Origin of the sequence: Muriicola sp. SD30 (assembly GCF_041205185.1) — a bacterium.
GTDB lineage: Bacteria > Bacteroidota > Bacteroidia > Flavobacteriales > Flavobacteriaceae > Muriicola.
The window spans coordinates 341,636-366,251 of record NZ_JBGEWB010000002.1 but is presented as its reverse complement, the minus strand read 5'-3'; the positions used below and the strand labels follow the sequence as shown (position 1 = coordinate 366,251).

Annotated in this window: 23 protein-coding genes; 7 read left to right on the top strand and 16 right to left on the bottom strand. The window is 43.3% G+C overall.

Annotated elements, in window-relative coordinates:
• Positions 1-58: 58 nt before the first annotated feature.
• Positions 59-2,215: a prolyl oligopeptidase family protein gene (locus tag AB8P51_RS06690; RefSeq protein WP_369748016.1), complete on the top strand. Its 2,157-nt coding sequence runs from the start codon at positions 59-61 to the stop codon at positions 2,213-2,215.
• Positions 2,216-2,287: 72 nt separating this feature from the next.
• The gene (locus tag AB8P51_RS06685; protein ID WP_369748015.1) at positions 2,288-3,268 is read left to right on the top strand and encodes a sulfate/molybdate ABC transporter ATP-binding protein; all 981 of its coding nucleotides are present in this window, start codon (positions 2,288-2,290) and stop codon (positions 3,266-3,268) included.
• Here AB8P51_RS06685 and AB8P51_RS06680 read toward each other — a convergent pair.
• The 8 genes from AB8P51_RS06680 to pdxA form a co-directional block, all read right to left on the bottom strand.
• Complete coding sequence (locus tag AB8P51_RS06680; RefSeq protein ID WP_369748014.1) at positions 3,265-4,599, bottom strand: GntP family permease; 1,335 nt, start codon at positions 4,597-4,599, stop codon at positions 3,265-3,267. The genes AB8P51_RS06685 and AB8P51_RS06680 overlap by 4 nt on opposite strands.
• A gap of 92 nt (positions 4,600-4,691) precedes the next feature.
• Positions 4,692-5,804, bottom strand: a complete 1,113-nt coding sequence (locus tag AB8P51_RS06675; RefSeq protein WP_369748013.1) for an NAD(P)/FAD-dependent oxidoreductase — start codon at positions 5,802-5,804, stop codon at positions 4,692-4,694.
• 35 nt (positions 5,805-5,839) lie between these two features.
• Positions 5,840-7,195, bottom strand: a complete 1,356-nt coding sequence (gene accC, locus AB8P51_RS06670; RefSeq protein ID WP_369748012.1) for an acetyl-CoA carboxylase biotin carboxylase subunit — start codon at positions 7,193-7,195, stop codon at positions 5,840-5,842.
• Between the two features lie 78 nt (positions 7,196-7,273).
• Complete coding sequence (gene accB, locus AB8P51_RS06665; RefSeq protein WP_369748011.1) at positions 7,274-7,756, bottom strand: acetyl-CoA carboxylase biotin carboxyl carrier protein; 483 nt, start codon at positions 7,754-7,756, stop codon at positions 7,274-7,276.
• A gap of 26 nt (positions 7,757-7,782) precedes the next feature.
• A complete protein-coding gene (locus AB8P51_RS06660; RefSeq protein ID WP_369748010.1) occupies positions 7,783-8,775 on the bottom strand; it encodes a beta-ketoacyl-ACP synthase III in 993 nt (330 codons plus the stop codon).
• Between the two features lie 169 nt (positions 8,776-8,944).
• Complete coding sequence (rpmF, locus tag AB8P51_RS06655) at positions 8,945-9,139, bottom strand: 50S ribosomal protein L32 (RefSeq protein WP_369748009.1); 195 nt, start codon at positions 9,137-9,139, stop codon at positions 8,945-8,947.
• 8 nt (positions 9,140-9,147) lie between these two features.
• Entirely contained in the window at positions 9,148-9,681 is a 534-nt protein-coding gene (locus AB8P51_RS06650) for a DUF177 domain-containing protein (protein WP_369748008.1), read from the bottom strand.
• Positions 9,682-9,794: 113 nt separating this feature from the next.
• A complete protein-coding gene (gene pdxA / locus AB8P51_RS06645; protein WP_369748007.1) occupies positions 9,795-10,847 on the bottom strand; it encodes a 4-hydroxythreonine-4-phosphate dehydrogenase PdxA in 1,053 nt (350 codons plus the stop codon).
• Positions 10,848-10,975: 128 nt separating this feature from the next.
• Between pdxA and AB8P51_RS06640 the strand changes: the two genes are divergently transcribed.
• Entirely contained in the window at positions 10,976-11,563 is a 588-nt protein-coding gene (locus tag AB8P51_RS06640) for a riboflavin synthase (RefSeq protein ID WP_369748006.1), read from the top strand.
• Positions 11,564-11,580: 17 nt separating this feature from the next.
• Here the strand turns inward: AB8P51_RS06640 and AB8P51_RS06635 are convergent, their stop codons facing one another.
• From AB8P51_RS06635 to AB8P51_RS06615, 5 genes are all read right to left on the bottom strand, one after another.
• Entirely contained in the window at positions 11,581-12,777 is a 1,197-nt protein-coding gene (locus AB8P51_RS06635; protein ID WP_369748005.1) for a hypothetical protein, read from the bottom strand.
• Positions 12,774-13,610, bottom strand: a complete 837-nt coding sequence (locus tag AB8P51_RS06630; RefSeq protein WP_369748004.1) for a type 1 glutamine amidotransferase — start codon at positions 13,608-13,610, stop codon at positions 12,774-12,776. Before AB8P51_RS06630 ends, AB8P51_RS06635 begins: the two co-directional genes overlap by 4 nt.
• A gap of 62 nt (positions 13,611-13,672) precedes the next feature.
• Positions 13,673-14,770, bottom strand: coding sequence for a carboxylate-amine ligase (locus tag AB8P51_RS06625; protein WP_369748003.1), 1,098 nt, complete (start codon positions 14,768-14,770; stop codon positions 13,673-13,675).
• 21 nt (positions 14,771-14,791) lie between these two features.
• Complete coding sequence (locus AB8P51_RS06620; RefSeq protein WP_369748002.1) at positions 14,792-15,904, bottom strand: RimK family alpha-L-glutamate ligase; 1,113 nt, start codon at positions 15,902-15,904, stop codon at positions 14,792-14,794.
• An 18-nt stretch (positions 15,905-15,922) separates the two neighbouring features.
• Positions 15,923-16,633, bottom strand: a complete 711-nt coding sequence (locus AB8P51_RS06615) for an alpha/beta hydrolase-fold protein (protein WP_369748001.1) — start codon at positions 16,631-16,633, stop codon at positions 15,923-15,925.
• Positions 16,634-16,759: 126 nt separating this feature from the next.
• Here AB8P51_RS06615 and AB8P51_RS06610 point away from each other — a divergent pair, with 126 nt between their 5' ends.
• A complete protein-coding gene (locus tag AB8P51_RS06610) occupies positions 16,760-17,590 on the top strand; it encodes an alpha/beta hydrolase (protein WP_369748000.1) in 831 nt (276 codons plus the stop codon).
• Between the two features lie 13 nt (positions 17,591-17,603).
• On the opposite strand, the gene AB8P51_RS06605 is transcribed toward AB8P51_RS06610, so the two are convergent.
• Positions 17,604-18,692: an acyltransferase family protein gene (locus AB8P51_RS06605; RefSeq protein WP_369747999.1), complete on the bottom strand. Its 1,089-nt coding sequence runs from the start codon at positions 18,690-18,692 to the stop codon at positions 17,604-17,606.
• A gap of 5 nt (positions 18,693-18,697) precedes the next feature.
• Positions 18,698-20,509, bottom strand: a complete 1,812-nt coding sequence (locus tag AB8P51_RS06600) for a sodium:solute symporter family protein (RefSeq protein WP_369747998.1) — start codon at positions 20,507-20,509, stop codon at positions 18,698-18,700.
• 86 nt (positions 20,510-20,595) lie between these two features.
• Here AB8P51_RS06600 and AB8P51_RS06595 point away from each other — a divergent pair, with 86 nt between their 5' ends.
• On the top strand, positions 20,596-21,333 hold the full coding sequence (locus AB8P51_RS06595) for a sulfite exporter TauE/SafE family protein (protein ID WP_369747997.1): 738 nt from the start codon (positions 20,596-20,598) through the stop codon (positions 21,331-21,333).
• 67 nt (positions 21,334-21,400) lie between these two features.
• Positions 21,401-22,864 carry a transporter substrate-binding domain-containing protein gene (locus tag AB8P51_RS06590; protein ID WP_369747996.1) on the top strand — a complete coding sequence of 488 codons (1,464 nt, stop codon included), beginning with the start codon at positions 21,401-21,403 and terminating at the stop codon, positions 22,862-22,864.
• Here AB8P51_RS06590 and AB8P51_RS06585 read toward each other — a convergent pair.
• The gene (locus tag AB8P51_RS06585; protein WP_369747995.1) at positions 22,850-23,896 is read right to left on the bottom strand and encodes a hypothetical protein; all 1,047 of its coding nucleotides are present in this window, start codon (positions 23,894-23,896) and stop codon (positions 22,850-22,852) included. The two genes, AB8P51_RS06590 and AB8P51_RS06585, sit on opposite strands and share 15 nt — an antisense overlap.
• A gap of 167 nt (positions 23,897-24,063) precedes the next feature.
• Between AB8P51_RS06585 and AB8P51_RS06580 the strand changes: the two genes are divergently transcribed.
• The gene (locus tag AB8P51_RS06580; protein WP_369747994.1) at positions 24,064-24,240 is read left to right on the top strand and encodes a hypothetical protein; all 177 of its coding nucleotides are present in this window, start codon (positions 24,064-24,066) and stop codon (positions 24,238-24,240) included.
• Positions 24,241-24,616: the final 376 nt, after the last annotated feature.

Below are 24,616 nucleotides of genomic sequence, written 5' to 3'. Positions count from 1 at the left end.
CGACTACTCTAACAGTAGAAATTAAGGTATTTTTAAGGCTTATAAATCAATAAGTATTATGAAGAAATTTGCCTTAGTCCTGGTCGCTCTTACTACCTTTGTGGCCTGTAAAAATGAATCCCCCTCAGAACGTATACTTGTGAAGTACCCGATTACCCAAAAAGTGGACACAGTAGATACTTATTTCGATACTGAAGTCCCGGATCCATATCGCTGGCTTGAAGATGACCGAAGTGCGGAAACCGAGGCATGGGTGAAATCTCAAAATGAGGTTACCTTCAGTTACCTGGAAAGCATCCCTTTCAGAAAAGACCTGAAAAACAGGATGGAAAAACTGTGGAACTATGAGAAGTTGAGCGCCCCATTTAAGGAAGGCAACTATACTTATTACTATAAAAATGATGGCCTTCAGAATCAAAGTGTTGTTTATCGTAAGAAAGATAATGGGGAAGAAGAAGTCTTCCTCGATCCTAACACCTTCTCCGAAGACGGCACAACCTCACTGGCCGGACTAAGTTTCAGCAAGGATGGATCACTGGCAGCCTATCTGATATCCGAAGGCGGAAGCGATTGGAGGAAAGCAATTGTGATGGAAGCAGAGTCAATGAAAATCATCGAGGATACACTTACTGATATCAAATTCAGTGGTCTTGCCTGGAAGGGTAATGAAGGATTCTACTACTCAAGCTATGACAAACCTGAAGGGAGCGAATTGTCTGCCAAGACCGATCAGCACAAGCTTTACTATCATACACTTGGTACTGAACAGGCCGAGGACAAATTGATCTACGGTGGAATACTTCCTGAAAAACACAGATATGTATCGGCAACAACAACGGAAGATGAACGCTATCTCATTGTGTATCCAAGGACAACCACCTCTGGGAATAAGTTACTTATCAGAGATCTTACAGATCCCAACTCCCTCTTTACAACTGTTTTAGACGATACCGATTCGGATAGTTACATTATAGGCAATGAGGGAACAACTCTTTTCATCCAGACAAACAGGGATGCTCCCAATCTCAAGGTAGTGAAGGTAGATGCCTCAAACCCCGCGCCTGAAAATTGGGAAGACCTTATTCCTGAAACTGAAAATGTTCTCGGTGCGAATACGGGGAGTGGATATATTTTCGCTGAATATATGGTAGATGCCATTTCCAGAATCCTACAATACAACTACCAGGGCGAATTGATCAGGGAGGTGAATTTACCCGGAATAGGAAGTGCCGGAGGATTCGGCGGAAAAAAAGAGGAGGAAACGCTCTATTTTTCTTTTACCAATTACAACACTCCGCGTTCTATTTATAAATTTGATCCTGATACAGGTGAATACACCACTTACTGGAAGCCTGAAATCGACTTCAATCCGGCAGACTACGAATCGAAACAGGATTTCTATACCTCCAAAGACGGGACTAAGGTCCCTATAATCATTACTTATAAAAAAGGCACGGAATTAAATGGAAAGAACCCGACTATCCTATATGGTTATGGAGGGTTTAATGTGAGTCTTACCCCATCTTTCAGTGTATTGAATGCCATCTGGATGGAACAGGGCGGGGTTTATGCTGTACCTAATTTAAGAGGTGGTGGAGAGTATGGAAAGAAATGGCACAATGCAGGAACGAAACTGCAAAAACAGAATGTTTTTGATGACTTTATCGCTGCGGCAGAATTTCTGATCGACAACAAATACACCTCCAAAGAATATCTGGCAATACGAGGTGGTTCTAATGGCGGTTTGCTTGTGGGTGCTACTATGACTCAGCGCCCGGATCTGATGCAGGTTGCGCTCCCCGCAGTCGGTGTTCTCGATATGTTGCGCTACCATACCTTTACGGCAGGAGCCGGATGGGCCTATGATTATGGAACTTCAGAGGATAATCCTGAAATGTTTGAATATCTCAAAGGGTATTCCCCCCTTCACAATGTAAAAGAAGGAGTTGAATATCCGGCAACGCTTGTCACGACGGGCGACCATGATGACAGGGTTGTTCCTGCACATAGTTTTAAATTTGCTGCCACATTGCAGGAAAATCAGGCAGGGAACAATCCAACCCTCATTCGTATTGAGACCAATGCCGGCCATGGGGCAGGTACCCCTATCAGCAAGACGATCGAACAATATGCAGATATCTTTGCCTTTACATTTTATAATATGGGCTTTGATACCTTGCCCAACCAAAAGGTGCTGAAAGAATTTAAGGACTAATCTTCCCGGGGGTCCGCTTAAATCCGTTTCTTTGGAGGCGGATTTTTTAATTGGGTTCCGGAAATCACACTTATGCTGCAAGTAAAAAATCTCTCATTCGCCTATAACAAAACCAATGTGCTCGAAGGTCTTTCCTTTAATATAGCACAAGGGGAACACGTGGCGGTGATGGGAGAAAGCGGTTGTGGAAAAAGCACCCTATTAAAATTAATCTACGGCTTGCTTACTCCGGGTGAAGGAGAAATTCTATGGAGGGATGAGCAGGTGAAAGGGCCCTTGTACAAGTTGGTTCCAGGGGAGTCTTATATGAAATACCTCTCTCAGGAGTTCGATCTGATGCCATTTACCTCCGTGGCAGAAAATATCAGTCAATTTCTCTCTGTATTTTACCCGGAACAATTAAAGCAAAGAACGGAAGAGCTTCTTGAGATGATAGAAATGACATCCGAAGCCAAGGTAAAGGTAAAAAATCTCAGTGGCGGACAACAGCAAAGAGTTGCTTTGGCAAGGGTTCTGGCTCAAAAGCCCGATCTTCTATTGCTCGATGAGCCGTTCAGCCATATAGATAATTTCAGGAAAAGTAGTCTTAGACGCAATCTCTTCCAGTATCTCAAAGAAGAAAACATCAGCTGCCTTACCGCAACTCATGACCATCTCGATGTATTACCTTTTGCAGATCGTACTTTGGTACTAAAGGATAAGGAATTAGTGGTAGACGGAAAGACGACCATGGTATATGAATCTCCCAGGAATTTCTATGTGGCCAGCCTGTTCGGAGAAGCCAACGTTTTACCCATCACTGTGTTGAAATCTTACGCCGACACCAAGAGAAATATTATAGTCTATGCCCACGAATTTAAAGTTGCAAAGTCGTCCGGCCTCGCAACCCGTGTAAAAAAGGTTTACCCCATGGGAGCATATTTTTTAGTAGAAGGGGAATCGGAGGATGGTAAGGTGTTTTTTAACTCCGAGAAAATACTGAAAGAAGGCGCAAAGGTCTTTCTAAATGTATCTATTGAAACAATCAATAAACGACTCCGGGAAATATATTAAGTAAAGAGGAGAGAGATAATAAAAACCGCAATTGCCCCTGTAATTCCAAGTACCGAAGTCCCCAATCCAAATAATCGGTATCCTGTTTTTACATTCATGCCACTCATCTGGGTGACCACCCAGAAAAAACTGTCATTTGCATGTGAAACCATGGCCGATCCCGAACCTATTGCCACAACTACCAGGGCTTTTTGAATTTCTGAATCGTATCCAAGAGAGGGCATCATGGGGGCGATAATTGACGCTGTTGTAACCAGGGCTACGGTAGATGATCCCTGGGCAGTTTTCAATGCCGCAGCGAGAATAAAGGGAAGGAAGATTCCGATATTAAGATCCTGAAGTGCATTTCCAAGGAGATCAGCAATCCCCGACATCTGCAGTACTGTTCCAAATATCCCGCCGGCACCTGTGATCAGGAGGATTGATGCTGCATCTTTGATCGCCTTTCCTACCCAGCCCGTGGATGAGAGCATATCCTTATTGAGTCTCTTTGGCAACAGAAGACATAAAAACACCCCTATCAACAACGCGATAACCGGCTCCCCTACAAAATTGATTACTTCATAGATTCGAGACATTTCACCTTTTGCCTGTACTCCCAAAACCGACTTAAGCACGATAAGAAAAATCGGGATCAGGATAGGGAGGGAAGATCTCATAATCCCCGGAGCCTCGGCAGTCTCAATTTTCATCTCCGCAGCTGAAGTATCGCCTTTCTCAGGGTCTATATATGTACGAGAGGCGTATTTTGAGGCAAATAAAATACCAGCGGCCAGAGCTATCAGGCTAACGGGAATACCAAAGGCAATGACCAGTCCCAGATTAGCCTCTAATATCCCGGCGGCGGCTATAGGGCCCGGAGTAGGGGGAACCATGGTGTGTGATGCCATCAGGCCAAGCCCGAGAGCGATCGCGGCTCCTGCCAGGGATATTCCCGCCTTTTTACTTAGTCCCTTGTTAAGAGGATGCAAAAGCATAAAGCCGCTATCTGCAAAAACAGGAATAGAGACTATATATCCTATTGCTCCCATGGCTAAAGGGATACGCTTTTTACCGATCAGAGCAAGAACCTTCATGGCAATGGTCTGGGCTCCTCCTGTATTTTCAAGAAAAGCCCCAATGATAACCCCTAAAACAATGATCAATCCGATTTTTCCCAGGGTACCTCCGAAACCTTCATTAATGGCAATTGTAATCTCCAATAAAGGCATCCCGGCGAAAAGTCCATAGGCGATGGAAATGATCAGAAGCGCGAGAAAAGGATGTACTTTGAGTCGGGTAGTTAAAAGAACAATAAAAAGTACCGCTACGATCAGATATAGTATTTCCATACTCACTTCCGGATTTTTGAAAGAGCCGGTTCAACTAAAATACACATTTCCACAGATACTGATCTGAAGAAACCCCGGCAGAGCTATGATGGCTATGCAAGTCTGGCAAGATCCCGGCCTACACTACATCCGATAGCTATTCCCATGCCTCCGAGTCGGACCCCGCAAGCAATGCGTTCCGATAATCTTTTTAAAATGGGCATTTTCCGCGAACCAACCCCCATGATTCCGCTCCATCGCCGTTCGATTTCAAAAGAAGTGCCGGGGAGGATCACATCGCTTAAAAGGCGTTCAAGTTCCGTCTGTATCTGATCTGTAATACCTAATTCCTGTGTTTCTTCCCCTTTAATATTAAGATTACGCCCGCCGCCGAAAAGGATCCTGTCTTCTACATTCCTGAAATAATAAAACCCTTTGTCGAGATGAAATGTCCCCCGAATTTGAAGTCCGGGTATAGGTTTAGTAATCAGGACCTGCGCTCTGGCAGGAGCCAAGTCAGCATCTACCCAATTACCGGCAAATCCGTTGGTTGCAATCAGTAATTTCTCTGTTCTGAACTCAAAGTTATCTGTAACTACGCTTATTCCACCATCATCCTCTTCAAAACCGGATACCTCCATGGCATTAAATATTTTAATCCCTGAGGCTTGTACTTTCGACAGCAAGGCGGCCATCATACTTCCTGTATCGATCTGTCCTTCTAAAGGGTTGGTAATAAAATTTGATTTCACTTTCTGAAAACCAAAAGTATTTGGGTATAATTCAAAAGCTTGCTTATTAAAAACGGGGAACAGGAGTTTGTTTACCCTATCGAGTTCTTCACGGCATTGTTCAAAAAGTTCGTCATCCTTGTCCAAAAAAAGTTCATGCCCGCCAAGTTGTTGATATTTGAGGACTTTATCCCCGAGGGTAGATCGCAACAATTCTATTCCTTCGTAGCGCTTTTGAACCAGAGCGAGAACTTCTTCGGGACTGTGATGGTTGAGGTCGTCCAGTATCTCCGAAATACTCCCAAAACATGCAAATCCTGCATTTTTGGTGCTAGCCCCCTGAGGCAGGACTCCTCTTTCCAAAATAATAATGTTTGCTGAAGGATACTTATCGCGCAATTCCAGAGCACAGGACAGGCCAACAAGACCACTTCCGACAACGGTATAATCGATATCTTTAAACCAGGTATTGTATTCCCAATGGCTAAGGTTCATGGTAACAAAAACTCCGGCAATAGCCGGAGTATGATTTAGTTGTTTTCTGCTTCTGGATTCATTTTGAAATCTTCCATGAATTTAGTGGTATAATTACCAGCCAGATAATCAGGATGATCCATCAATTGTCTGTGGAAAGGGATAGTGGTTTTGATTCCTTCGATCACAAATTCATCCAGAGCCCTTTTCATTTTATTAATCGCCTCTTCCCTTGTCTGTGCAGTGGTGATCAGCTTGGCAATCATTGAATCATAATTGGGCGGAATAGTATAGCCGCTGTAAACATGTGTATCCAGGCGTATTCCATGTCCTCCCGGGGTGTGTAAGGTGGTGATTTTTCCCGGAGAAGGTCTGAATCCATTATAGGGATCTTCCGCATTGATCCTGCATTCAATCGCGTGTAATTTTGGATAATAATTTTTCCCTGAAATCGGTACACCGCCTGCAACCAGAATCTGTTCCCTGATCAGGTCATAATCTACAACCTGTTCGGTAATAGGGTGTTCTACCTGAATTCGGGTATTCATTTCCATGAAATAGAATTTACGGTGTTTGTCTACCAGAAATTCTATGGTTCCTGCTCCTTCGTATTTTATATACTCTGCTGCCTTGATGGCGGCTTTCCCCATGTCTTCCCTGAGCTTGTCGGTCATAAAGGGAGATGGGGTTTCCTCTGTTAGTTTCTGATGTCGTCGCTGAATAGAACAGTCTCTTTCCGAGAGGTGGCAGGCCTTACCAAACTGATCTCCCACAACCTGAATCTCAATATGGCGGGGTTCTTCGATAAGTTTTTCCATGTACATTCCACCATTTCCGAATGCTGCAGTAGCTTCTTTTACAGCACTATTAAAAGCGGCTTCCATGTCTTCTTCTTTCCAAACAGCACGCATACCTTTTCCCCCACCACCGGCGGTGGCTTTTATCATTACCGGGTAACCTACTTTCTTAGCTGTCTTTATCGCATCTGGAACATCTTTTAATATTCCCTCTGATCCAGGGACGCAGGGCACTCCAGCCTTTTTCATGGTTTCCTTAGCAGTGGCCTTGTCTCCCATTCTGTCGATCTGTTCCCCTGTAGCTCCTATAAATTTGATGTCGTGTTCAGCGCAGATTCTTGAGAACTTGGAGTTTTCAGACAAAAAGCCGTATCCCGGATGGATTCCATCTGCATTGGTAATTTCTGCCGCGGCTATAATATTTGGAATTTTCAGGTAAGATTCGCTACTGGGAGCGGGCCCTATACAAACTGCCTCGTCGGCGAAGCGAACGTGAAGACTTTCTTCGTCGGCCTTAGAATAAACAGCGACGGTTTTAATCCCCATTTCCTTACAGGTACGAATAATTCTAAGGGCAATTTCACCTCTGTTCGCAATAAGTATTTTCTTAAACATAATTACCTCATTTTGAATGACCAGGACAGTCTTTTCTTTCTCTCAGGCATGATACGGCCCCGGATCTGTTATTATGTACTAGGATGGGTCTACCAGGAAAAGTGGCTGATCAAATTCCACAGGGGAGGAATCATCCACAAGAACTTTTACAATTTTTCCTGATACTTCAGATTCTATGTCATTGAACAATTTCATTGCCTCAATAACACAGAGTACGTCGCCTACAGCGATAGAATCTCCAACTTCCACAAAAGATGGTTTATCGGGGGAAGGTTTCCTGTAGAAAGTTCCGATGATTGGAGACTTTATAGTTACGTACTTCGAGTCTTCCTCATTTTTTGCCGCTGGTGTTTCGGCTGCCGGGGCTGGTGCAGCTGCTGCTGCAGGAGCTGGCGCCTGTGCCATTGCCGGAGGAAGTTGTTGAATATAGGTGGTTTCCCCTCCGGAATCTGCACTCCCTGTTTTTATAGTGATCTTGATTTCGTCCGTTTCCAGTTTTACTTCACTGGCACCTGACTTAGCCACAAACTTAATTAAGCTTTGAATCTCTTTAATATCCATGGAATTCTTATTTGATTAGTTCTTGCTTAGTTATACGCCCAATTTAAATAAATGGAGCCCCAGGTAAAACCGCCCCCAAAAGCAGCAAACACCAGGTTATCTCCTTTTTTCAACTGCTTTTCATAATCGCTCAATAGGAGCGGTAAGGTAGCAGATGTAGTATTGCCATATCGCTGAATGTTCATCATCACCTTGGAAGGATCAAGTCCCATCCGATTTGATGTGGCATCTATAATTCGCTTATTCGCCTGATGAGGAACCAACCATTGTACGTCATCGTGTGAAAGTTCATTCCTTTCCATAATAAGGGCAGCTACATCGGCCATATTGGAAACAGCAAATTTAAAAACAGACTTCCCATCCTGGAAAACGTAATGTTGTTTGTTCTTAACTGTTTCTTCTGAGGGTGGCAGAAGAGAACCCCCAGCTTCAATTTTCAGAAACTCTCTTCCATTTCCATCAGACCTCAGGTACTCATCCTGTAACCCCAGCCCTTCAGTATTGGGTTCAAACAAAACTGCGCCCGCTCCATCACCAAAGATAATGCAGGTTGTCCTATCAGTATAATCGAGGATGGACGACATTTTGTCTGCCCCTATTAAAAGTACTTTTTTGTACTTCCCTGATTCTATATAGCGAGCTGCCGTAGACATTCCAAAAAGGAAATTAGAACAGGCTGCCTGTATATCGTATGCAAAGGCATTTACTGCCCCTATTTTAGTAGCCACAAATACTGCTGTGGATGCAACAGGAAGATCGGGAGTGGCCGTCCCCAACAGAACCAGATCTATCTCAGCAGGATCGATATTGGATTTCGCTATCAGATTCTCAGCGGCTTTTATAGCCATATAGGAAGTGCCTTTGTCTTTATCCTTGAGAATCCTGCGTTCTTTTATTCCTGTACGGGTGGTAATCCATTCATCTGTGGTTTCCACCATGGTTTCCAGGATCTTATTGGTTAACCTGTAGTCTGGCACAAAGGCCCCCACAGCTGTAATCGCTGCTGTAATTTTGGTCATGCGAACAAGAGTTTTTTATACGGAAACCTTCAAAAATGCTCCAAAAGTGTTGAAAAATAGTGATTTTTTATGACTTTTTGACTAAAGTGCTACTTTTTCAGTCTATGGCAAAAGTCCATAAAAAAACTCCCATTGTGGCTAATGGGAGTCTTAGATATCATATACAAACTTAAGCCGATTCTTCCGCTTTGTCAATAAGCACCTGTCCACGATAGTATAATTTGCCTTCGTGCCAGTGAGCCCTGTGGTACAAATGTACTTCTCCGGTAGTTGGATCTTTTGCAAGGGTTGGAGCTACAGCCTTATAATGTGTTCTTCTTTTGTCTCTTCTGGTTCTGGAAATCTTCCTTTTAGGATGTGCCATCGTGACTTTTATTTATCCGTTAGTAAATTTTTTAAAGCATCCCATCGGGGATCCGTATTGTTGTCGTTGTTATTTGATTCTTTTGGCTGCAATTCTTCGAGCTTCTTTAAAGCTTCCGACTTAAGCGTTCCGTCTTCCACCCCTGGGTGAATTCGTTTTTGTGGAACAGCAAGTACAAGCATCTCGTAAATATACTGCGCAATGTTAATCTGATGATCCCCATGAGGAATAACCAGGATCTCATCATCCTCATCATTGTAAACTTCTCCGAACTTTACAACAAGCGGTAAAGATCCCGAAACTTCCTGATCAAAGGGTTCATTGGTAAGGTCGCAGGCAACATTTACAGTACCTTGAGCTTCCATTTCCAGTTCCATTACCGTACTCGTTTTGTTAAAATGAACCTTTATCGAAATATCGGCTTCATTAAACTCATAGTACTCAAAAGATTCAAAGAACGAATTATTTATTTGATACTCAAACGAGTGTGCCCCTTCTTTTAATCCTGAAAAAGGAATTGTAAATTCCTTATGCGTCGTCATTGTCTACAATCGTTTAAGGCGTGCAAAGATAAATTATTTTTGCCAATTGCAAATCAATTTGTCAATTATTTAGGCCTATTCCCGTGAAGAAGTTGCCAAATATCGGGTAATCTCTAAGAAGCTCTTGCTTTTTGCTTCCTCAATGGATTTTTTGAAATCTCTTCGTAGTCCCTTCGGTTCCTGTAAATCTTTATCCCCATGAATACTGCTTCCTTGAAGGAACCTGCATCTGCCTGGCCCTTGCCTGCTATTTCATATGCAGTGCCGTGATCCGGGGAAGTCCTGACCCGGTTCAATCCCGCCGTAAAGTTCACGCCCCGTCCAAAGGACAGGGTCTTAAATGGAATTAGTCCCTGGTCGTGGTATGCCGCCAGGATAGCATCAAATTGCTTATAAACATCAGAACCAAAAAAACTATCTGCAGCATAAGGACCGAAAATCAATTTTCCGTTGTCGACCATTTCTCTGATGACGGGTCTTAAAACCTCATCATCTTCCTTCCCAATTACCCCATCGTCTCCGCTATGAGGATTGATCCCCAGCATGGCAATCTTTGGTTTCCTTATCGCAAAATCCATTTTCAGGCTTTTCTCTATAATATCGATCTTATTTCTGATCAGCTTGGAAGTAATATTCTGTGCCACATCCTTAACCGCTACATGATCAGTGAGAAGCCCTACTTTCAGGGAATCTGTGACCATGAACATCAAACTTTCCCCCCCGAGTTCGCGGGCCAGATAGTCGGTATGACCGGGAAAGTTGAAGTCTTCGGCCTGAATATTCTTTTTGTTTATCGGAGCCGTTACCAAAATGTCAATTTCATTATTCTGAAGTGCTTTTACAGCAGCTTTTAAGGAACGGATCGCATATTTTCCTGCCTCTTCAGTAGCCTTTCCGTATTCAATGGAAGGAGTTTCCTTCCAGACATTTACAACATTGATCTTCCCTGCGATAGCCTGAGACGCTCGCTCCACACCGTGAAAAGTAATATTAATTCCCAGGTCGTTTTTCTGCTGACTAATTGTTTTATTGGAAGCAAAAATAACCGGAGTGCACAGCTCCAGCATTCTGCTGTCCTCAAATGTCTTCAGAATCACTTCACAGCCAATGCCATTGAGGTCTCCCACAGAGATCCCTACTGTAATATTTACATTTTCCTTCTTCATATATCTGGTCTTTGCCTTACCTTTGACTTTCGAAATTGCCGCTGCCGGCATTTCGATTTATTTAGTTCAAAAATAAGGTATAAAGACCTTCCCGGTAGCGAAAAAACCTCTTTTTTAAATCCCCTGAGATGTTTACAGGAATTATAGAAACCCTTGGTAAGGTCACAAAACTAAAACAGGAAGGAAGCAATCTGCACCTTACGATCTCTTCCCAACTGGCAACAGAACTCAAGATTGATCAGAGCGTATCTCATAATGGTGTTTGCCTTACGGTAGTAGGAATTGAAGAAGATGAATATCAGGTAACAGCTATCGAGGAAACACTGCTAAAATCAAATCTGGGTGATCTCAAAACCGGCGACCTTGTCAACCTTGAGCGCGCAATGATTCTGGGTACCCGCCTCGATGGCCACATCGTCCAGGGCCATGTAGATACCACCGGGACATGTACGAAAATTGAACAAAAAGATGGGAGTTGGTACTTTACCTTCAGCTACCCGGCCAAGGCAGATCAAGTGACCATTGAAAAGGGTTCCATCACTGTGGATGGAGTTAGTCTTACCGTGGTTGATTCTGAAAAAGACAGCTTTAGCGTTGCCATTATTCCGTATACCTATGAGAATACCCGGTTTAAACAATACAAAACCGGCAGCAGGGTGAATCTTGAATTTGATGTCATCGGGAAATACGTTGCCCGACTCCTGAAAAACCAATGAATTAAATTAGACGCTCCCTAATTTTCAAAGAAACTAATGGAAGACCCTATCCAGGTGTCATTAGTAAGGTGAGAAACATTGATCATTGGGCCTTTCCCCATCCTTGTGAGGTTGATCACCGGCTTTAATTTTCCCTCCGCCTCATTCCAGATATAGAGGATGCGCAATTCTACCTTTGCACTTTTGTCGGTTTTGGTTTTAATCAACGGAGCATAGGTGACCTTTTTCTGCAACATATAGTTTTTCCGGTCTTGTATAGAATTGAGTAATTCCCAAGTTGGCTCGAGGTTCACACCTTTTCCCGCAAAAGAGAAAAGGGGTTTGAGAACGTATTGCGCCAGGTCTATGTCCTTTGGGATCTCATCGAGGTAATATGAATCAGGGACGCTTTCATGAGAGAGCATAGGCATGATACATTTGGAGATCATAAAAAACCAGTCGGGGTTGGTAATCCAGGTTACATCGAGATCGTCAAACATGTTGAAGTTGGTCTTCAGGTCCTTAAACTGATACAAATCATCAAATATCACACGATTGTATATGCGATGTATCCTGATTTTCCGACCCTCCTTTTCGTAATAGAGCTTATTCCCTTCTTTGATCACCCTTGTCATGCATACAACATCAATTCCCAAGGCCTGTTGGGTTGCAGAGAAATCGATCCGGGTTTTTTGTTTTTCTGGGTATATCTCCATCAGAATGACATTTTCCGGATCCTCGTCTCCCAGGATCACTTCTCTGAGGGTATTGAAATATGTCTCTTCTGTATGACCTCCTAAAAAATAATGAAAGCCATTCTCAGGAAGGTTGGGATAGCACTTTTGATACGCTTTGGCGAGAAAGGGCTGATAACAAAACAGGGAAGGGAATGCCTGTAATTCTATAAGTTGCGGACTCAGATTTCCATGTTCATCTTCGCAAATCCCAAAATCGATCCCCAGAAAATGCGGATTGCCCACCGGGGTAGGAGAATGTAGTTGTTTAGGCATAAAGCGTTGCCTGACAGCTTCGAATTCCAGGTCATCCAATTGTTCCAGGATGGCATTGCAGGCGGCATGCACTTTTTCTCTCATTTCCCGGTCTATAAAGACCGGAGTTTCTGAAATACGGAAAGGACATGGCTCCCCAAAAGTATCTAAAACCTCCTTTTGAAGCTTTTCGTAATGGGCCTCGTGAAACCCGGCGTTAAAAGCCTCTCTAATTTTAGGTATCATACAGAGACAGGGGTTTGATGGTCAATGGCATCTGCGGCCTGCTGCAGAAATTTGGGAATGATAGTCCTGTTTGTCCTCAGGATTTTATCATCGTCATCGAGGTGGGTCATCATATCCAGATATTTCTTTTTCCCGTGGTGTTTGATTATATGTGTACGCTTATCAGCCCTTTTAAAATAGCGCATCATTCCTTCCGAATCTGCCTCAGGATGGAATTGAACCCCAACGATCTCTTTTGAAAAACGTATCGCCATGATGGCCCGTTCCAAGGGAACATGCGGTCTTTTCTTTTCCTTGCACAGAACAGTGCACCCCAGACTTTTAAGTCGTTTCTTTTTAGGTTTAACAACCTGGTAATCTCTCGAATCCACAGCGTAGAATGGATTTTGCAGACCATCGAGTAAATATTCCTTCTTCCCTTTTTTTGTTTTATGAACGGGCATAATGCCAAATGCAGTGGATTTTCTTTTGGTCACTTTTGCCAATTTCCAATGCCCAATTGCCACCTGAAAAGAGTGGCAGATCAGGAATAAATATTTCTTGCGTTCCTCAAGCAGGTTGTGATCATAAATAGCATCGAGAAACCGGTAGAATTTCTTTTCCCACTTCTCTCCTTTTGGCTTGGGAGAATCTGGTCCTCCGGAGGCGATAAAGATGTCGAAGTCCTCAATTTCCGGAAGTTCGTGATGTACGCGAACATCAAAGATCTGGTAATCCCCCTGAATATCATCCCGATCTAAAAACTGTTCTACCAGCAATTTAATACAGCGCATCCCTTCGTTGGGTTGCCCCGCATTCATATCGAGGATGGCTATCTTATATGTTGAATGCATAAATTTCTGAATTTTATCCCAGTAGGATGAATAACGATAAGTGATAATGTGCTCTTCTTCATTTATAGGCCTTTGGCCGTTTCTCCCACTATGTATTTTACTACTTCTTTCAGGTCGTTGGTTTCGTTAAATACTTTTAGTTGCCGGTCTGCCCCTGATCCTTGTTCCAGCATCTGATAAACATAGTTTACTTCATTCCTGCATCCCAGTTCATCTACAACGTCCTCTACAAAATCGAGCAGCTCAGTGATCAAAATCTTAAAAGGAACCTCTTCTTCCTTTCCAAAATCGATAAGCTTGGCCTCTATGCCCCATCGGGCCGCACGCCATTTATTCTCATTGATCAATACGCGCCTGTATGATCTGAAGCTCTGATTCTTTTGGTGCAGTTTATGCAATTTAGCAATGATACATTGCATCAATGCAGCTATACAGGTTACTTCATCCACTGTCATAACCATATCACAAACCCTGAACTCCACAGTAGGGTAAAAGGGGTGTAACCTGATATCCCACCATATCTTTTTTCCGTTGTCTATACAATTGGTCTTAACCAGCACATCGACAAATTTGTCATATTCAGCCACACTGGCAAAGTAGGGAGGAATGCCTGTTCTCGGGAACTTGTCGAAAATCTTGGAACGAAACGACTTAAAACCGGTATCCCTGCCTTCCCAGAAAGGGGAGTTAGTAGAAAGAGCATAAAGGTGTGGCAGGAAATATCGCGCCACATTCATGATCTGCAGTCCCTCCTCCCTGTTAGGGATCCCAACGTGAACATGCATACCAAAAATAAGGTTGGATCTGGCCACGTCTTTCATTTCTGCGATCAATTCATCGTATCGCGGATTAGGCGTAATGTGTTGTTCACTCCACATCGAAAAAGGATGAGTTCCAGCAGCTGCCACTTTTAATCCCTCTTTGTCGGCAAGTTCAATCACCTGTTGTCTGAGATATGAAACCTCCTCCCTTGCCTGTGTGATATTCTCACAGACATTGGTCCCCATTTCAATCACCGATTGGTGCATCTCCTCTTTTATGCGTTCCTTAAGGAATACTTTGCCCCCCTCAAGGATCTTAGACATATGCGACCTCAGCGTATACGTTTCGCTATCTAAAATCTGGAATTCTTCTTCTATGCCTAAGGTGAATTTTTTCATGATCGCGGATTAATGGTGGGCTTACTTTTTCTTTGGCGGCGTCTTCTTCCCTGTATTTTTTGATGTAGTCTTGGAAGTTGAACTTTTAGCCTTGCTTTTTGTGATGGATGTTTTCTTTACCGCCGATCTTTTAACCTGTGCTGCCGATTTCAATGGCGGCTTGGGTACTTTTTGCACCGTAGGAGCAATACATTGCTGCACATAGGTTCCCCAGGAACTATTGTTCGAATTTTCTTTGTGTGCAAGGGCCTTCTCAATAGCAAACTTGGCCGAGTGTTCCACGATCCATTTAAAATTCCCTTCCCCAACAGAGTGAATATCTGCATCCGGGGCCGGGTTACAAAAATCAATGGCGTAAGGAATTCCATTTCTCACGGCAAATTCCACGGTATTAAAATCATACCCCAGTGCCTTGTTGAGTTTGATAGTATAATCGTGGATGGTCTTCATCAGTTTCTGATGTTCTGCACCCGTTGTTTTTGGCTCTGTTACATACCTTAAATGAAACTCGTTCCTGGGTTCATAAGGCATGATATGCACATATTTTTGTCCCAGACAATACACTCGATAGTAATCATCAAAAACGATTTCCTCCTGCAACATCATCACAAGTTGGTCTGTCTCGGAATGCTTGGCAAAAAGATCATCCGGATCATTCACCTTGTAAACGCTTTTCCATCCACCCCCTGAATGAGGTTTCATATAAGCCGGAAATCCTATATAATTAAAAATATATTCCCAATCTAAAGGAGCTTTGAGGTTGCGAAACGACTTTTCGGTGGTGTCATCCGGGCGAGATTTGGAAGGGAGTAGTATTGTTTTAGGTACAGGAACCCCTATTTGCATCGCCAGACAATTATTAAAGAACTTCTCATCTGCGCTCCACCAAAACGGATTGTTGATCACCGCGGTTCCCATAAGAGAAGCATTTTTCAGATATGCCCTGTAAAAGGGTACCTCCTGTGAAATACGATCGATAATCACATGATAGCCGTAATCAATTCCCTGCTGCACCTTGTCGATCATAACGGGCTCTGCAACTACCTGCCCTTCTCCCAGCTCATTTACCTTGTCAATAAAAGCCCAGGGAAAGGTGTCTTCCATTCCAAATAATATTCCAACTCTTTTTATCATGATTCTTAGTGTTTAAGATTAAAAATATCGGCCAATGTATTCCGGAAATGCCATTTTCCACAATGGCCAGTCGTGATCTATCCATTTTTTCTCATCGTACCAGTAAGGTATCCCTTTTGACTCGAGTATACCTGCCATATGAACATTTTTTGGCTTACAACTATCCCAGTCTGAAGTGCTGAGGACCAGATTCATATGTTGAAACTTCCAGCTTTCTTCGTTTTGCATAAATTCATCAGGGCAATTGTAATAAATCCGTATATCGTCGGATAAGGGCACAAAATTGCGGATGTTAAATACCCCTGACATGGTGAACATGTGTGAAACCAGATCGGGGAACCTAAAGGCGGTATTTCCTGCGTGGTATCCCCCGAAACTCACCCCGGCAACTCCGATGCGATGTGTATTGCACTCCTTTTGGATATAGGGGATAAGCTCGTTCTTCAGAAATTGCATATACAATTCATAATTGTGAATCTTGGTTTCAGAAGACATGTTTTCAGCATAGAAACTCATCCCGTCAATAGTTTCCACATTGTACAGTTTGATCCGGCCTTCTTCAACAAAATTCATCACAGATCCATTGAGGCCAAAATCGTTGTTTTGTGTAAAACTCCCGTAAGAAGAAGGAAACATAAGAATGGGATATCCCCAATGCCCGGTTATTTCCAGATTTATGTTCCGTTCCAGAGTATTTGAATAATACTGAATATATTGAATGGATGCCATGAGATAATTTAACCTAAATTTCTTAGTATACCAATAAATTTTTGGTGCGCAAAGGTATTTTATTTTTGGATATACTCTGCTTAAATTCAGAGGATTCCTTATACTTGCTCCCTTTAAAATGACAGAATGATTTTTAATGTTGATCACATCAGTTTAAAAGGATCCTTTTCTTCCCGTTTCTTAAAAAGAAAAGTGCGGTTTAGATTGGTGGCCCCACCTTCTTTCCGAAACTCAGATATCCATTTTCCTGTACTTCTTATGAACGATGGTCAGGATTATACCGCCCTTGGTTTGGAGCGAATCATCACAGAAGCGTACCAGAACAAGAAACTTCTGCCTTTTCTATATGTGGGCCTGGAAACCGACGAAAACAGAATGCAGGAATACGGTACCGCCGGGATAGCAGATTATAAAGGGCGGGGCGCAAAAGCCAATTTGTATTCCCGTTTCGTCACCGAAGAGTTTATTCCTTTATTAAAGAAAGAATTCAGGGCCAGTTCCCGGGCAGAAGACTGGGTGTTTTGCGGTATGTCCCTGGGCGGACTTTCTGCGTTTGACATCGCGTACCAACACCCAGACAAATTTGGGAAAGTGGGGGTGTTCAGTGGCTCATTCTGGTGGCGTAAAAAACCCTATACACGAAAGGACCCCGAAGACCGAAGTCGTATTGTACTCGATCTGGTAAAAGAAGGGAAGTATTCCCCACATCTCTCCTTTTGGTTCCAGTGTGGAACTCAGGATGAGAAAGCAGATAGAAATCACAATGGTATCATCGATTCTATAGACGATACCCTCGACCTGATCAAAGAACTCCAGTTAAAAGGCTATTCATTTCCCGGAAAAATCACCTATGTGGAAATCCCTGGCGGCAAACACGACCTGCCCACCTGGGCCAATGTTTTTCCCGATTTTCTTTCCTGGGCTTTTAAGAAGAATATCAATCCAGGTGCTGGGTAGAAGTTCTGCTCTCTTAAACCTTTATAAAAATCTTCCTTCGGTACATAAAAAGGGCCAGAAGTAAATAAAATCCCATTACCGAAAGTCCGTACAACAAAGATGACACCTCTCCTGAGAGGAAGGAGTGGACATAAATATTTTTGTAGATCCAGCCGTGAAGTGAAAGGCCCTCCTCCACCTGTATGGAATAGAAAAGCTTGGTGACAAAACTCGAAAGGAAATATACGGTGATGGCATTGGCTCCAGTATATTTGAAAATACTCCCAAATTGTATTCCCTTCACGTCGGTGAGAAAATAGATCAGCGCCAGGAAAATATTGGCCCATCCTGCCGTAACCAAAACAAAGCTACTAGACCATAATGCCTTATTGATGGGAAATGCAACGTCCCAGATATAACCGAGAAGCAGCATCAAAATCCCCAGGAGTAGCAGAAGAAGTTCTTTTTTTGCTCGTTGGGAGATCAGGATGAGGCCTGTGAAAATACCCAGCAGAGATGAAGCTATAGAAGGAAAAGTGGATAGCAAGCCTTCAGGATCGTAATCCTCCTTGTACATATGCGTACCAAAAACCTGAAGGTCTACAAAATTTGCCCAGTTATTCGGTGCCCGATCAAAGGTTGGCGCTTCCCCATTTAGAGGGATAAATCCCAGCCATATCCAATAACCCACAAGAATGGTAACTGTGATCCCCAGAATTACTTTCCAGTTGAAATTGAGAAAGAGTACAGCGGCAAAAAAGAACACCACTCCTATCCGCTGCAGCACACCCGGGAATCTGATTTCTGCAAAGTCCTTGATAAAGGGGAAAGATATTGTAAATGCCCCCAGAAATAATCCCAGGCCCAGCAGTTTCAGCGTACGCACTGAAATCTTCCTGTATGTGGCCGTATTTGGTTCTTTATTGCGATATGCAAAAACTATGGATGTGCCAACGATAAAAAGGAAAAAGGGAAAGACCAGGTCTGTTGGTGTATACCCATGCCATTCAGCATGTCGCAAAGGGGGAAATACGTACTCCCAGGTTCCGGGCGTGTTTACCAATATCATCAGAGCGATGGTCAGCCCCCTGAAAATATCTACCGATATGATTCTATCTTTCATAAATATTATAAAATAGTTCCTTTCATTTTATTCCAAACCTTCGTCAGCAGGAATCCGGCGACAATCGCAGTTACTGTTAGTATGCCTGCAGGGACAACCTTTCCGTAAATCCAGTATCCGGTAGCAAACATAATGGTATAAATCAGCACACAGCCCAACAACATAGCGGTAATACCCGCGGGGACGCTCCATTTCTCATCGGTAGTGATAATTCGCTGTTTATCATTCTCTGCCTCACGTACCACTTTTGCCCAGCCCGGGCCTCCGGGTTGTATTTTCATGTAGAAGGAACGGAGTACTTCCTTCGATTCTGGTTGAGTTAAAAACGTAGCCGCCATCCAAATTGCTGTTGTTACTACCACCACAAAGATGTATTCAGACCAGTCGGGGAAAACGCCTGACTCCGGGGCGAATAAAAAGGCGCCGAAGGGAGTAAGTTTTAAAACGAGGGAGATGATCCCGGAAGCAAACATTGCCGTGATTTCACTCCAGGCATTGATCCGCCACCAAAACCATCGGAGGATAAAGATAAGTCCGGTACCGGCCCCAAATACCAGCAATACCTCAAACAACTGTAACGCATTCTGCAACAGCAGGGCAAGTGCCGCGCTAAAGACCATTAGCACCACTGTGGAGATCCGGCCCACGGCAACAAGTCGCTTTTCCGATGCATCGGGATTTATCTGTTGTTTGTAAAAATCATATACGATATAGGATGATCCCCAATTGAGCTGAGTAGAGATCGTCGACATGTAGGCGGCAATAAGGGAGGCGAGTACCAGGCCCAGCAATCCGCTCGGGAGTTTTGTCAGCATGGCGGAATAAGCCAGATCGTGCCCCAATTTGTCGTCAGCAATAGTGGGAAATGCTTCCTGAATACTGGCTATGTCCGGATAAACCACCAGGGAGGCCAGGGCTACCAGTATCCACGGCCATGGTCGTAAGGCATAGTGCATGATATTAAAAAAGAAGGTGGCACCAATGGCGTGATTTTCATTTTTTGCTGCCAGCATCCGCTGGGCAATATAACCTCCCCCTCCGGGTTCGGCACCGGGATACCAGGAACTCCACCACTGTACCGCCAAAGGAATAATAAAAAGTGTAATAAGCGCCTGGGTATTACTAAAATCAGGGAGGATGGAGAGTTTGTCGGTGACATTTTCATTGGCCATTAAAGCAGCTATTCCCCCTACTTCGGGCATATTCACCAAGTAATAGGCCGCCCCTATGGCTCCAGACATGGCGACAAAAAACAAGAGGAAATCGGTATAAACCACCCCTTTAAAGCCACCGAGAGCACTGAAGATAACCGTGATGAGTCCGGCACTTACCACAGTCTGCCATGGCTCCAGGCCCAGCATAATTCCTCCTATTTTAATTGCTGCCAGAGTTACGGCAGACATTGTAATTACATTAAAAATCACCCCCAGATAGATGGCCCTGAATTTTCTGAGAAAGCTGGCTGCCGCTCCACCGTATCTCAATTCGTAGAATTCAAGGTCGGTATTTACATTCGACTTCCTCCAGAGTTTGGCGTATACAAAAACGGTAAGCAGACCCGTAATAAGGAATGCCCACCATACCCAGTTCCCTGAAACTCCATTTGTCCTGACAATGTCTGTAACCAGATTTGGAGTATCTGTGGAAAAAGTAGTTGCCACCATAGAGAGTCCCAGCAACCACCATGGCATGGTTCTGCCACTGAGAAAAAACTCAGAAGTATTTTTACCTGATTTTTTAGAAACTATGATCCCTATAGCAAGGACAGTGGAGAAGAAAACAATGATAAAACTATAATCCAGAGTGCTGAGTTCCATATGGGAGTGCGATGGTTGGCGGTTAAAGATATTATTTTTTGGAATACCTTTACCCTTTCCTTTTAGGGCTAACTGACTAATCAACTGTGGAAATTACCTTTACCTCCTGGATTCTTGCCTTTTTAGCCTCTTTTGTACTGGGTATCTCCAAGGCAGGTGTAAAAGGCATTGCAGTTATCATTATTACCCTCATGGCCCTGGCTTTTGGGGCACGCGCCTCAACTGGTCTGCTGGTGCCATTATTTGTTATGGGCGATATATTTGCGGTGGCCTATTACAACAAGCACGCCCAATGGAAATATATCCGTCGTTTCCTCCCCTGGATGATGAGTGGAGTAGTCCTCGGGGTGATACTGGGAAACGACCTTCCTGAAGACACTTTTAAAGTGGCTATGGTAATCGTAATATTGGGCAGTGTGGTAATGATGACCTGGTGGGATATGCGCAAGTCTAAAGTAGTTCCCACACATTGGGGTTTTGCTGGAATAATGGGAATCATGGCCGGAATCACGACCATGATCGGGAATCTGGCCGGGGCTTTTTCAAATATCTTTTTTCTTGCAATGAGGATTCCAAAAAATGAATTTATTGGAACCGCGGCCTGGCTTTTCCTAATTATCAACCTCTTTAAACTGCCTTTTCATATCCTGGTATGGAAAACCATCACTTTCGATACCCTGCTTATCAATGCCAAACTTCTTCCGGGGGTGGTGCTGGGGCTCTTTTTTGGGGTGCGACTTGTAAGGATCATCCGGGAAGCTTTCTACAGAAAAATGATACTTTTCCTTACCGCTCTGGGTGCTTTAATTCTATTGTTTAGATAGTCATTCCGTAAATTTTAGTATTTTACCCATTGATTTGCTGGACTTTAGGTTTCAGCTTCCCTGTATCATGAACTATTTCAAGAGATCTTTATTGCTGTGTTGCCTGCTGTTGTTCTCCTGTAAAGAGTACAAAGTGGGGAAAAATAGTACTCAACCAGTAAAGCAGGCAAAAAGAGACCTGGCAGAGATACAGGCCGATGGAAAATTACATGCACTTATTGCCTATAGTGCTACGAGTTATTTTCTCTATCGGGGCCAACCCATGGGGTATGAATACGAATTGCTCAAACGACTTGCCGACGACCTTGGGGTAGAACTGGTGCTTCACGTTTCCCGTGACCTGGACGAAATGCTGGACGAACTTCAAAAAGGCGAAGTAGACATTGTGGCCCACGGTCTGGCAATTACTGCTGAGCGTAAACGGGAAGTCTCTTTTGCCGAATACCTTTATATCACAGAACAGGTATTGGTGCAGCGCAAGCCTGATAGCTGGCGTAAAATGACCCTAGACAACATCCGGGAGAGGATGGTGAGTGATCCCATAGAACTTATCGGGGATACCGTTTCTGTCCGAAAAAACTCCTCCTATTTTAAAAGGATAAAAAATCTTTCCCGTGAAATCGGGGGTGAAATCATCATTGATACTTTAACCGGGAATTACGCTACCGATGAAATAATAAAAATGGTAGCAGAAGGGGAGATTAAATATACCCTGGCGGATAAAAACCTGGCATCCATCAATGCATCCTACTACCCTAATCTGGATGTGTCGGTTCCTTTGAGTTTCTCCCAGCGCATTGCTTGGGCTTTAAGGCCCGAAGCAAAGCAATTGCTAAAGGCGACCAATGAGTGGATTAAAAAAGAAAAAAAGGAAACCGACTATTACGTTATCTACAACAAGTATTTTAAAAATAAAAGGAGTTTCAGACGAAGGGTCAATAGCCCATTTTACAGCCTTAACCAAAAACAAATCAGTCGGTACGATCCTATTATCAAGGAGAACTCCAAGTTACTGGGGTGGGACTGGCGGTTACTGGCCTCCCTCATTTATCAGGAATCCCGTTTCGATCCGAATGCAGAATCCTGGACCGGTGCAAAGGGACTCATGCAGCTTATGCCAGGAACTGCACAGGATTTAGGAGTAACCGAAACTGCCGATGCCGGAGAGGTGATCCGCGCTGGCTCTAAATACCTAAGGCAGCTATATCGGAATTTTGCACAAGTGAAAGACACCGTTCAGCGTATTAAATTTACAATGGCAGCATATAACTGTGGGTATAGTCACGTTCTGGATGCCCAGAACCTGGCACGTGAAAAAGGGCTGAAAGACAGTATCTGGGACGATCATGTGGAAAAGATGATCCTGGCCCTGAGTTTTCCTAAAAATTACAATCATGAGGTAGTTAAGTTCGGTTATGTAAGAGGTTTGGAGCCTTTTCAATATGTTGAACAGATCTTTCAACGATACGACCATTACCAGAAATTTATCGACAGGGAGGAGCCGGCAAACAGAAGTCTAGCGGGTTCTTAACCTACCCAGAATCTGTTTTGTAAATTTTTTATCATCTTCCAGTATATCAAAAAAGGAGGTGATAAAATCGGCAGCTTCTTTGTACTGACCCGGATCCTGAAACCGATCTTTTATTTTGACAATTTCATTGAGCATAAACGGTTTTTTCGCCAGGCAGGCCTGCCTCACCTCTTCCAGATATGCCTCTTCGCGCTCATATCCTTTATAGATTCTGTCTGTAACCATCGAAATGGAGCCGGATAAATTCTGTATGTTGGTTACGGCGGCATAAGGAGCATTGACCAGCCCGGACATATCAAAATCGTATGGGACAGGAATAATTTTATTGTTGGTGAACAGAAGTTTCTGATTGTGTTGTTGCTTGGTAGAATAGTCGGTGTTTGCAATCATAAACTGAAAAAAAGAGTTCTGGATGGAGGAGATAGGATCGTGTTGCAGTGGATGGATAAGTCGTTTTATCTCCTGCCCTTTATATCGCAGCGTTAAATAGTCCATATCTTCAATAAGGAATCCCAATACGCTATGTGAGACCTCCCGCCTGCCTTTTGCCTCAACAAGAGATATTTCGGTAAGGCGGGTTTTAAAATGATAGGGGGCCAGAATTTCGTATAGTTTATAAGCAAGGTATTCCCTTAGTACATAATCACTGGTATTTCTGTCTAGCAGACAAGGAAGAACTAATTTGAGTTTCCTATTGCCTTCAAAGGGGGTTCCTTCAATCCTGGAGTTAGAGAATTTTAATTTTAGGGGAGCGAAATAACAGGTTTTTCGTCTGAAATTTCCTCTTGCCCTTAGTTTAACCGAGAGGGAATCCCAGTTATTTCCCGCCTTATACCAGATCATAGAAGCGAGGTAAGTACTGTCATTGGTTTCCTTCTTTACCTGCTTGTTAGAATACTTAAGTTTGATGGAGAGTGGTGCCTCCTCACTGAAAAGTGGTGACCAGGCTTTTTCTGAATTAACTACTGCGATGTCCTGCCCATATCCGGGAAAGCTTAAAGTGAAGAGAAAGCTGAAAATGATGGCTTTCATACTCTTGGTTTTTATCTGGCTGATCTGTCCCTGTAAGATACATATAATTGCACAAGCAGATGAATAAGTGACCACTTGAAAACTCCTGTTGTAAGAAAGGACTGTTAAGGTATTGTTAATGTATTAACTTTTCTTTAACTTGTGAATTATACCAGTAATGTGATCTAATGGATGAATCAACACGATTATTTGGAGCCAGGATATGTACGGGACTGCTGTTAATTACTATAGTAACCCTCGTTATTTTAACCTACCAGGAGTATTCTGCTGAATTAGCCAGGGAAGCCGAATTCTATGTCGCTTCCTCCTTAAATCAATTTGACACCTCTCTGGCGGTCAAATAAAGAGTCGCCCTTACGGTTATGCTGCTACCCGGGCTTTTAATATCTGAAAAATTACATCAATTGGACCATGACAATCCGGTAGTTCTACTGCCGGATTTTTTAATTCAAAGGTCTTCCGGCACCGATAGTACAATGATTTTTGCTTGCCATTTCAATATTTTATTTAAAAAATTTCGGGAAAAAGTGACCACCGTCAAAAAAAGGGGTCTTAAGTATGGGAACACATCCCGATGAATAACTAAATCAACTGAAATGAAATCGAAAAGTATAATGCAAGCTGTTCAATGGGCCGCCCATGAACGCTTTTGTCGCTATGCTTTAATGTTTCACTATCTTGGTGGCCGTTATCATTGCTCAGAATGGCAACCAACCGTAA

Excerpts from the sequence above, each read along its gene's own strand:
- AB8P51_RS06690 (WP_369748016.1), top strand. The coding sequence starts at position 59 with ATGAAGAAATTTGCCTTAGTCCTGGTCGCTCTTACTACCTTTGTGGCC.
- AB8P51_RS06685 (WP_369748015.1), top strand. The coding sequence starts at position 2,288 with ATGCTGCAAGTAAAAAATCTCTCATTCGCCTATAACAAAACCAATGTG.
- AB8P51_RS06680 (WP_369748014.1), bottom strand. The coding sequence starts at position 4,599 with ATGGAAATACTATATCTGATCGTAGCGGTACTTTTTATTGTTCTTTTA.
- AB8P51_RS06675 (WP_369748013.1), bottom strand. The coding sequence starts at position 5,804 with ATGAACCTTAGCCATTGGGAATACAATACCTGGTTTAAAGATATCGAT.
- accC (WP_369748012.1), bottom strand. The coding sequence starts at position 7,195 with ATGTTTAAGAAAATACTTATTGCGAACAGAGGTGAAATTGCCCTTAGA.
- accB (WP_369748011.1), bottom strand. The coding sequence starts at position 7,756 with ATGGATATTAAAGAGATTCAAAGCTTAATTAAGTTTGTGGCTAAGTCA.
- AB8P51_RS06660 (WP_369748010.1), bottom strand. The coding sequence starts at position 8,775 with ATGACCAAAATTACAGCAGCGATTACAGCTGTGGGGGCCTTTGTGCCA.
- rpmF (WP_369748009.1), bottom strand. The coding sequence starts at position 9,139 with ATGGCACATCCTAAAAGGAAGATTTCCAGAACCAGAAGAGACAAAAGA.
- AB8P51_RS06650 (WP_369748008.1), bottom strand. The coding sequence starts at position 9,681 with ATGACGACGCATAAGGAATTTACAATTCCTTTTTCAGGATTAAAAGAA.
- pdxA (WP_369748007.1), bottom strand. The coding sequence starts at position 10,847 with ATGAAGAAGGAAAATGTAAATATTACAGTAGGGATCTCTGTGGGAGAC.
- AB8P51_RS06640 (WP_369748006.1), top strand. The coding sequence starts at position 10,976 with ATGTTTACAGGAATTATAGAAACCCTTGGTAAGGTCACAAAACTAAAA.
- AB8P51_RS06635 (WP_369748005.1), bottom strand. The coding sequence starts at position 12,777 with ATGATACCTAAAATTAGAGAGGCTTTTAACGCCGGGTTTCACGAGGCC.
- AB8P51_RS06630 (WP_369748004.1), bottom strand. The coding sequence starts at position 13,610 with ATGCATTCAACATATAAGATAGCCATCCTCGATATGAATGCGGGGCAA.
- AB8P51_RS06625 (WP_369748003.1), bottom strand. The coding sequence starts at position 14,770 with ATGAAAAAATTCACCTTAGGCATAGAAGAAGAATTCCAGATTTTAGAT.
- AB8P51_RS06620 (WP_369748002.1), bottom strand. The coding sequence starts at position 15,904 with ATGATAAAAAGAGTTGGAATATTATTTGGAATGGAAGACACCTTTCCC.
- AB8P51_RS06615 (WP_369748001.1), bottom strand. The coding sequence starts at position 16,633 with ATGGCATCCATTCAATATATTCAGTATTATTCAAATACTCTGGAACGG.
- AB8P51_RS06610 (WP_369748000.1), top strand. The coding sequence starts at position 16,760 with ATGATTTTTAATGTTGATCACATCAGTTTAAAAGGATCCTTTTCTTCC.
- AB8P51_RS06605 (WP_369747999.1), bottom strand. The coding sequence starts at position 18,692 with ATGAAAGATAGAATCATATCGGTAGATATTTTCAGGGGGCTGACCATC.
- AB8P51_RS06600 (WP_369747998.1), bottom strand. The coding sequence starts at position 20,509 with ATGGAACTCAGCACTCTGGATTATAGTTTTATCATTGTTTTCTTCTCC.
- AB8P51_RS06590 (WP_369747996.1), top strand. The coding sequence starts at position 21,401 with ATGAACTATTTCAAGAGATCTTTATTGCTGTGTTGCCTGCTGTTGTTC.
- AB8P51_RS06585 (WP_369747995.1), bottom strand. The coding sequence starts at position 23,896 with ATGAAAGCCATCATTTTCAGCTTTCTCTTCACTTTAAGCTTTCCCGGA.
- AB8P51_RS06580 (WP_369747994.1), top strand. The coding sequence starts at position 24,064 with ATGGATGAATCAACACGATTATTTGGAGCCAGGATATGTACGGGACTG.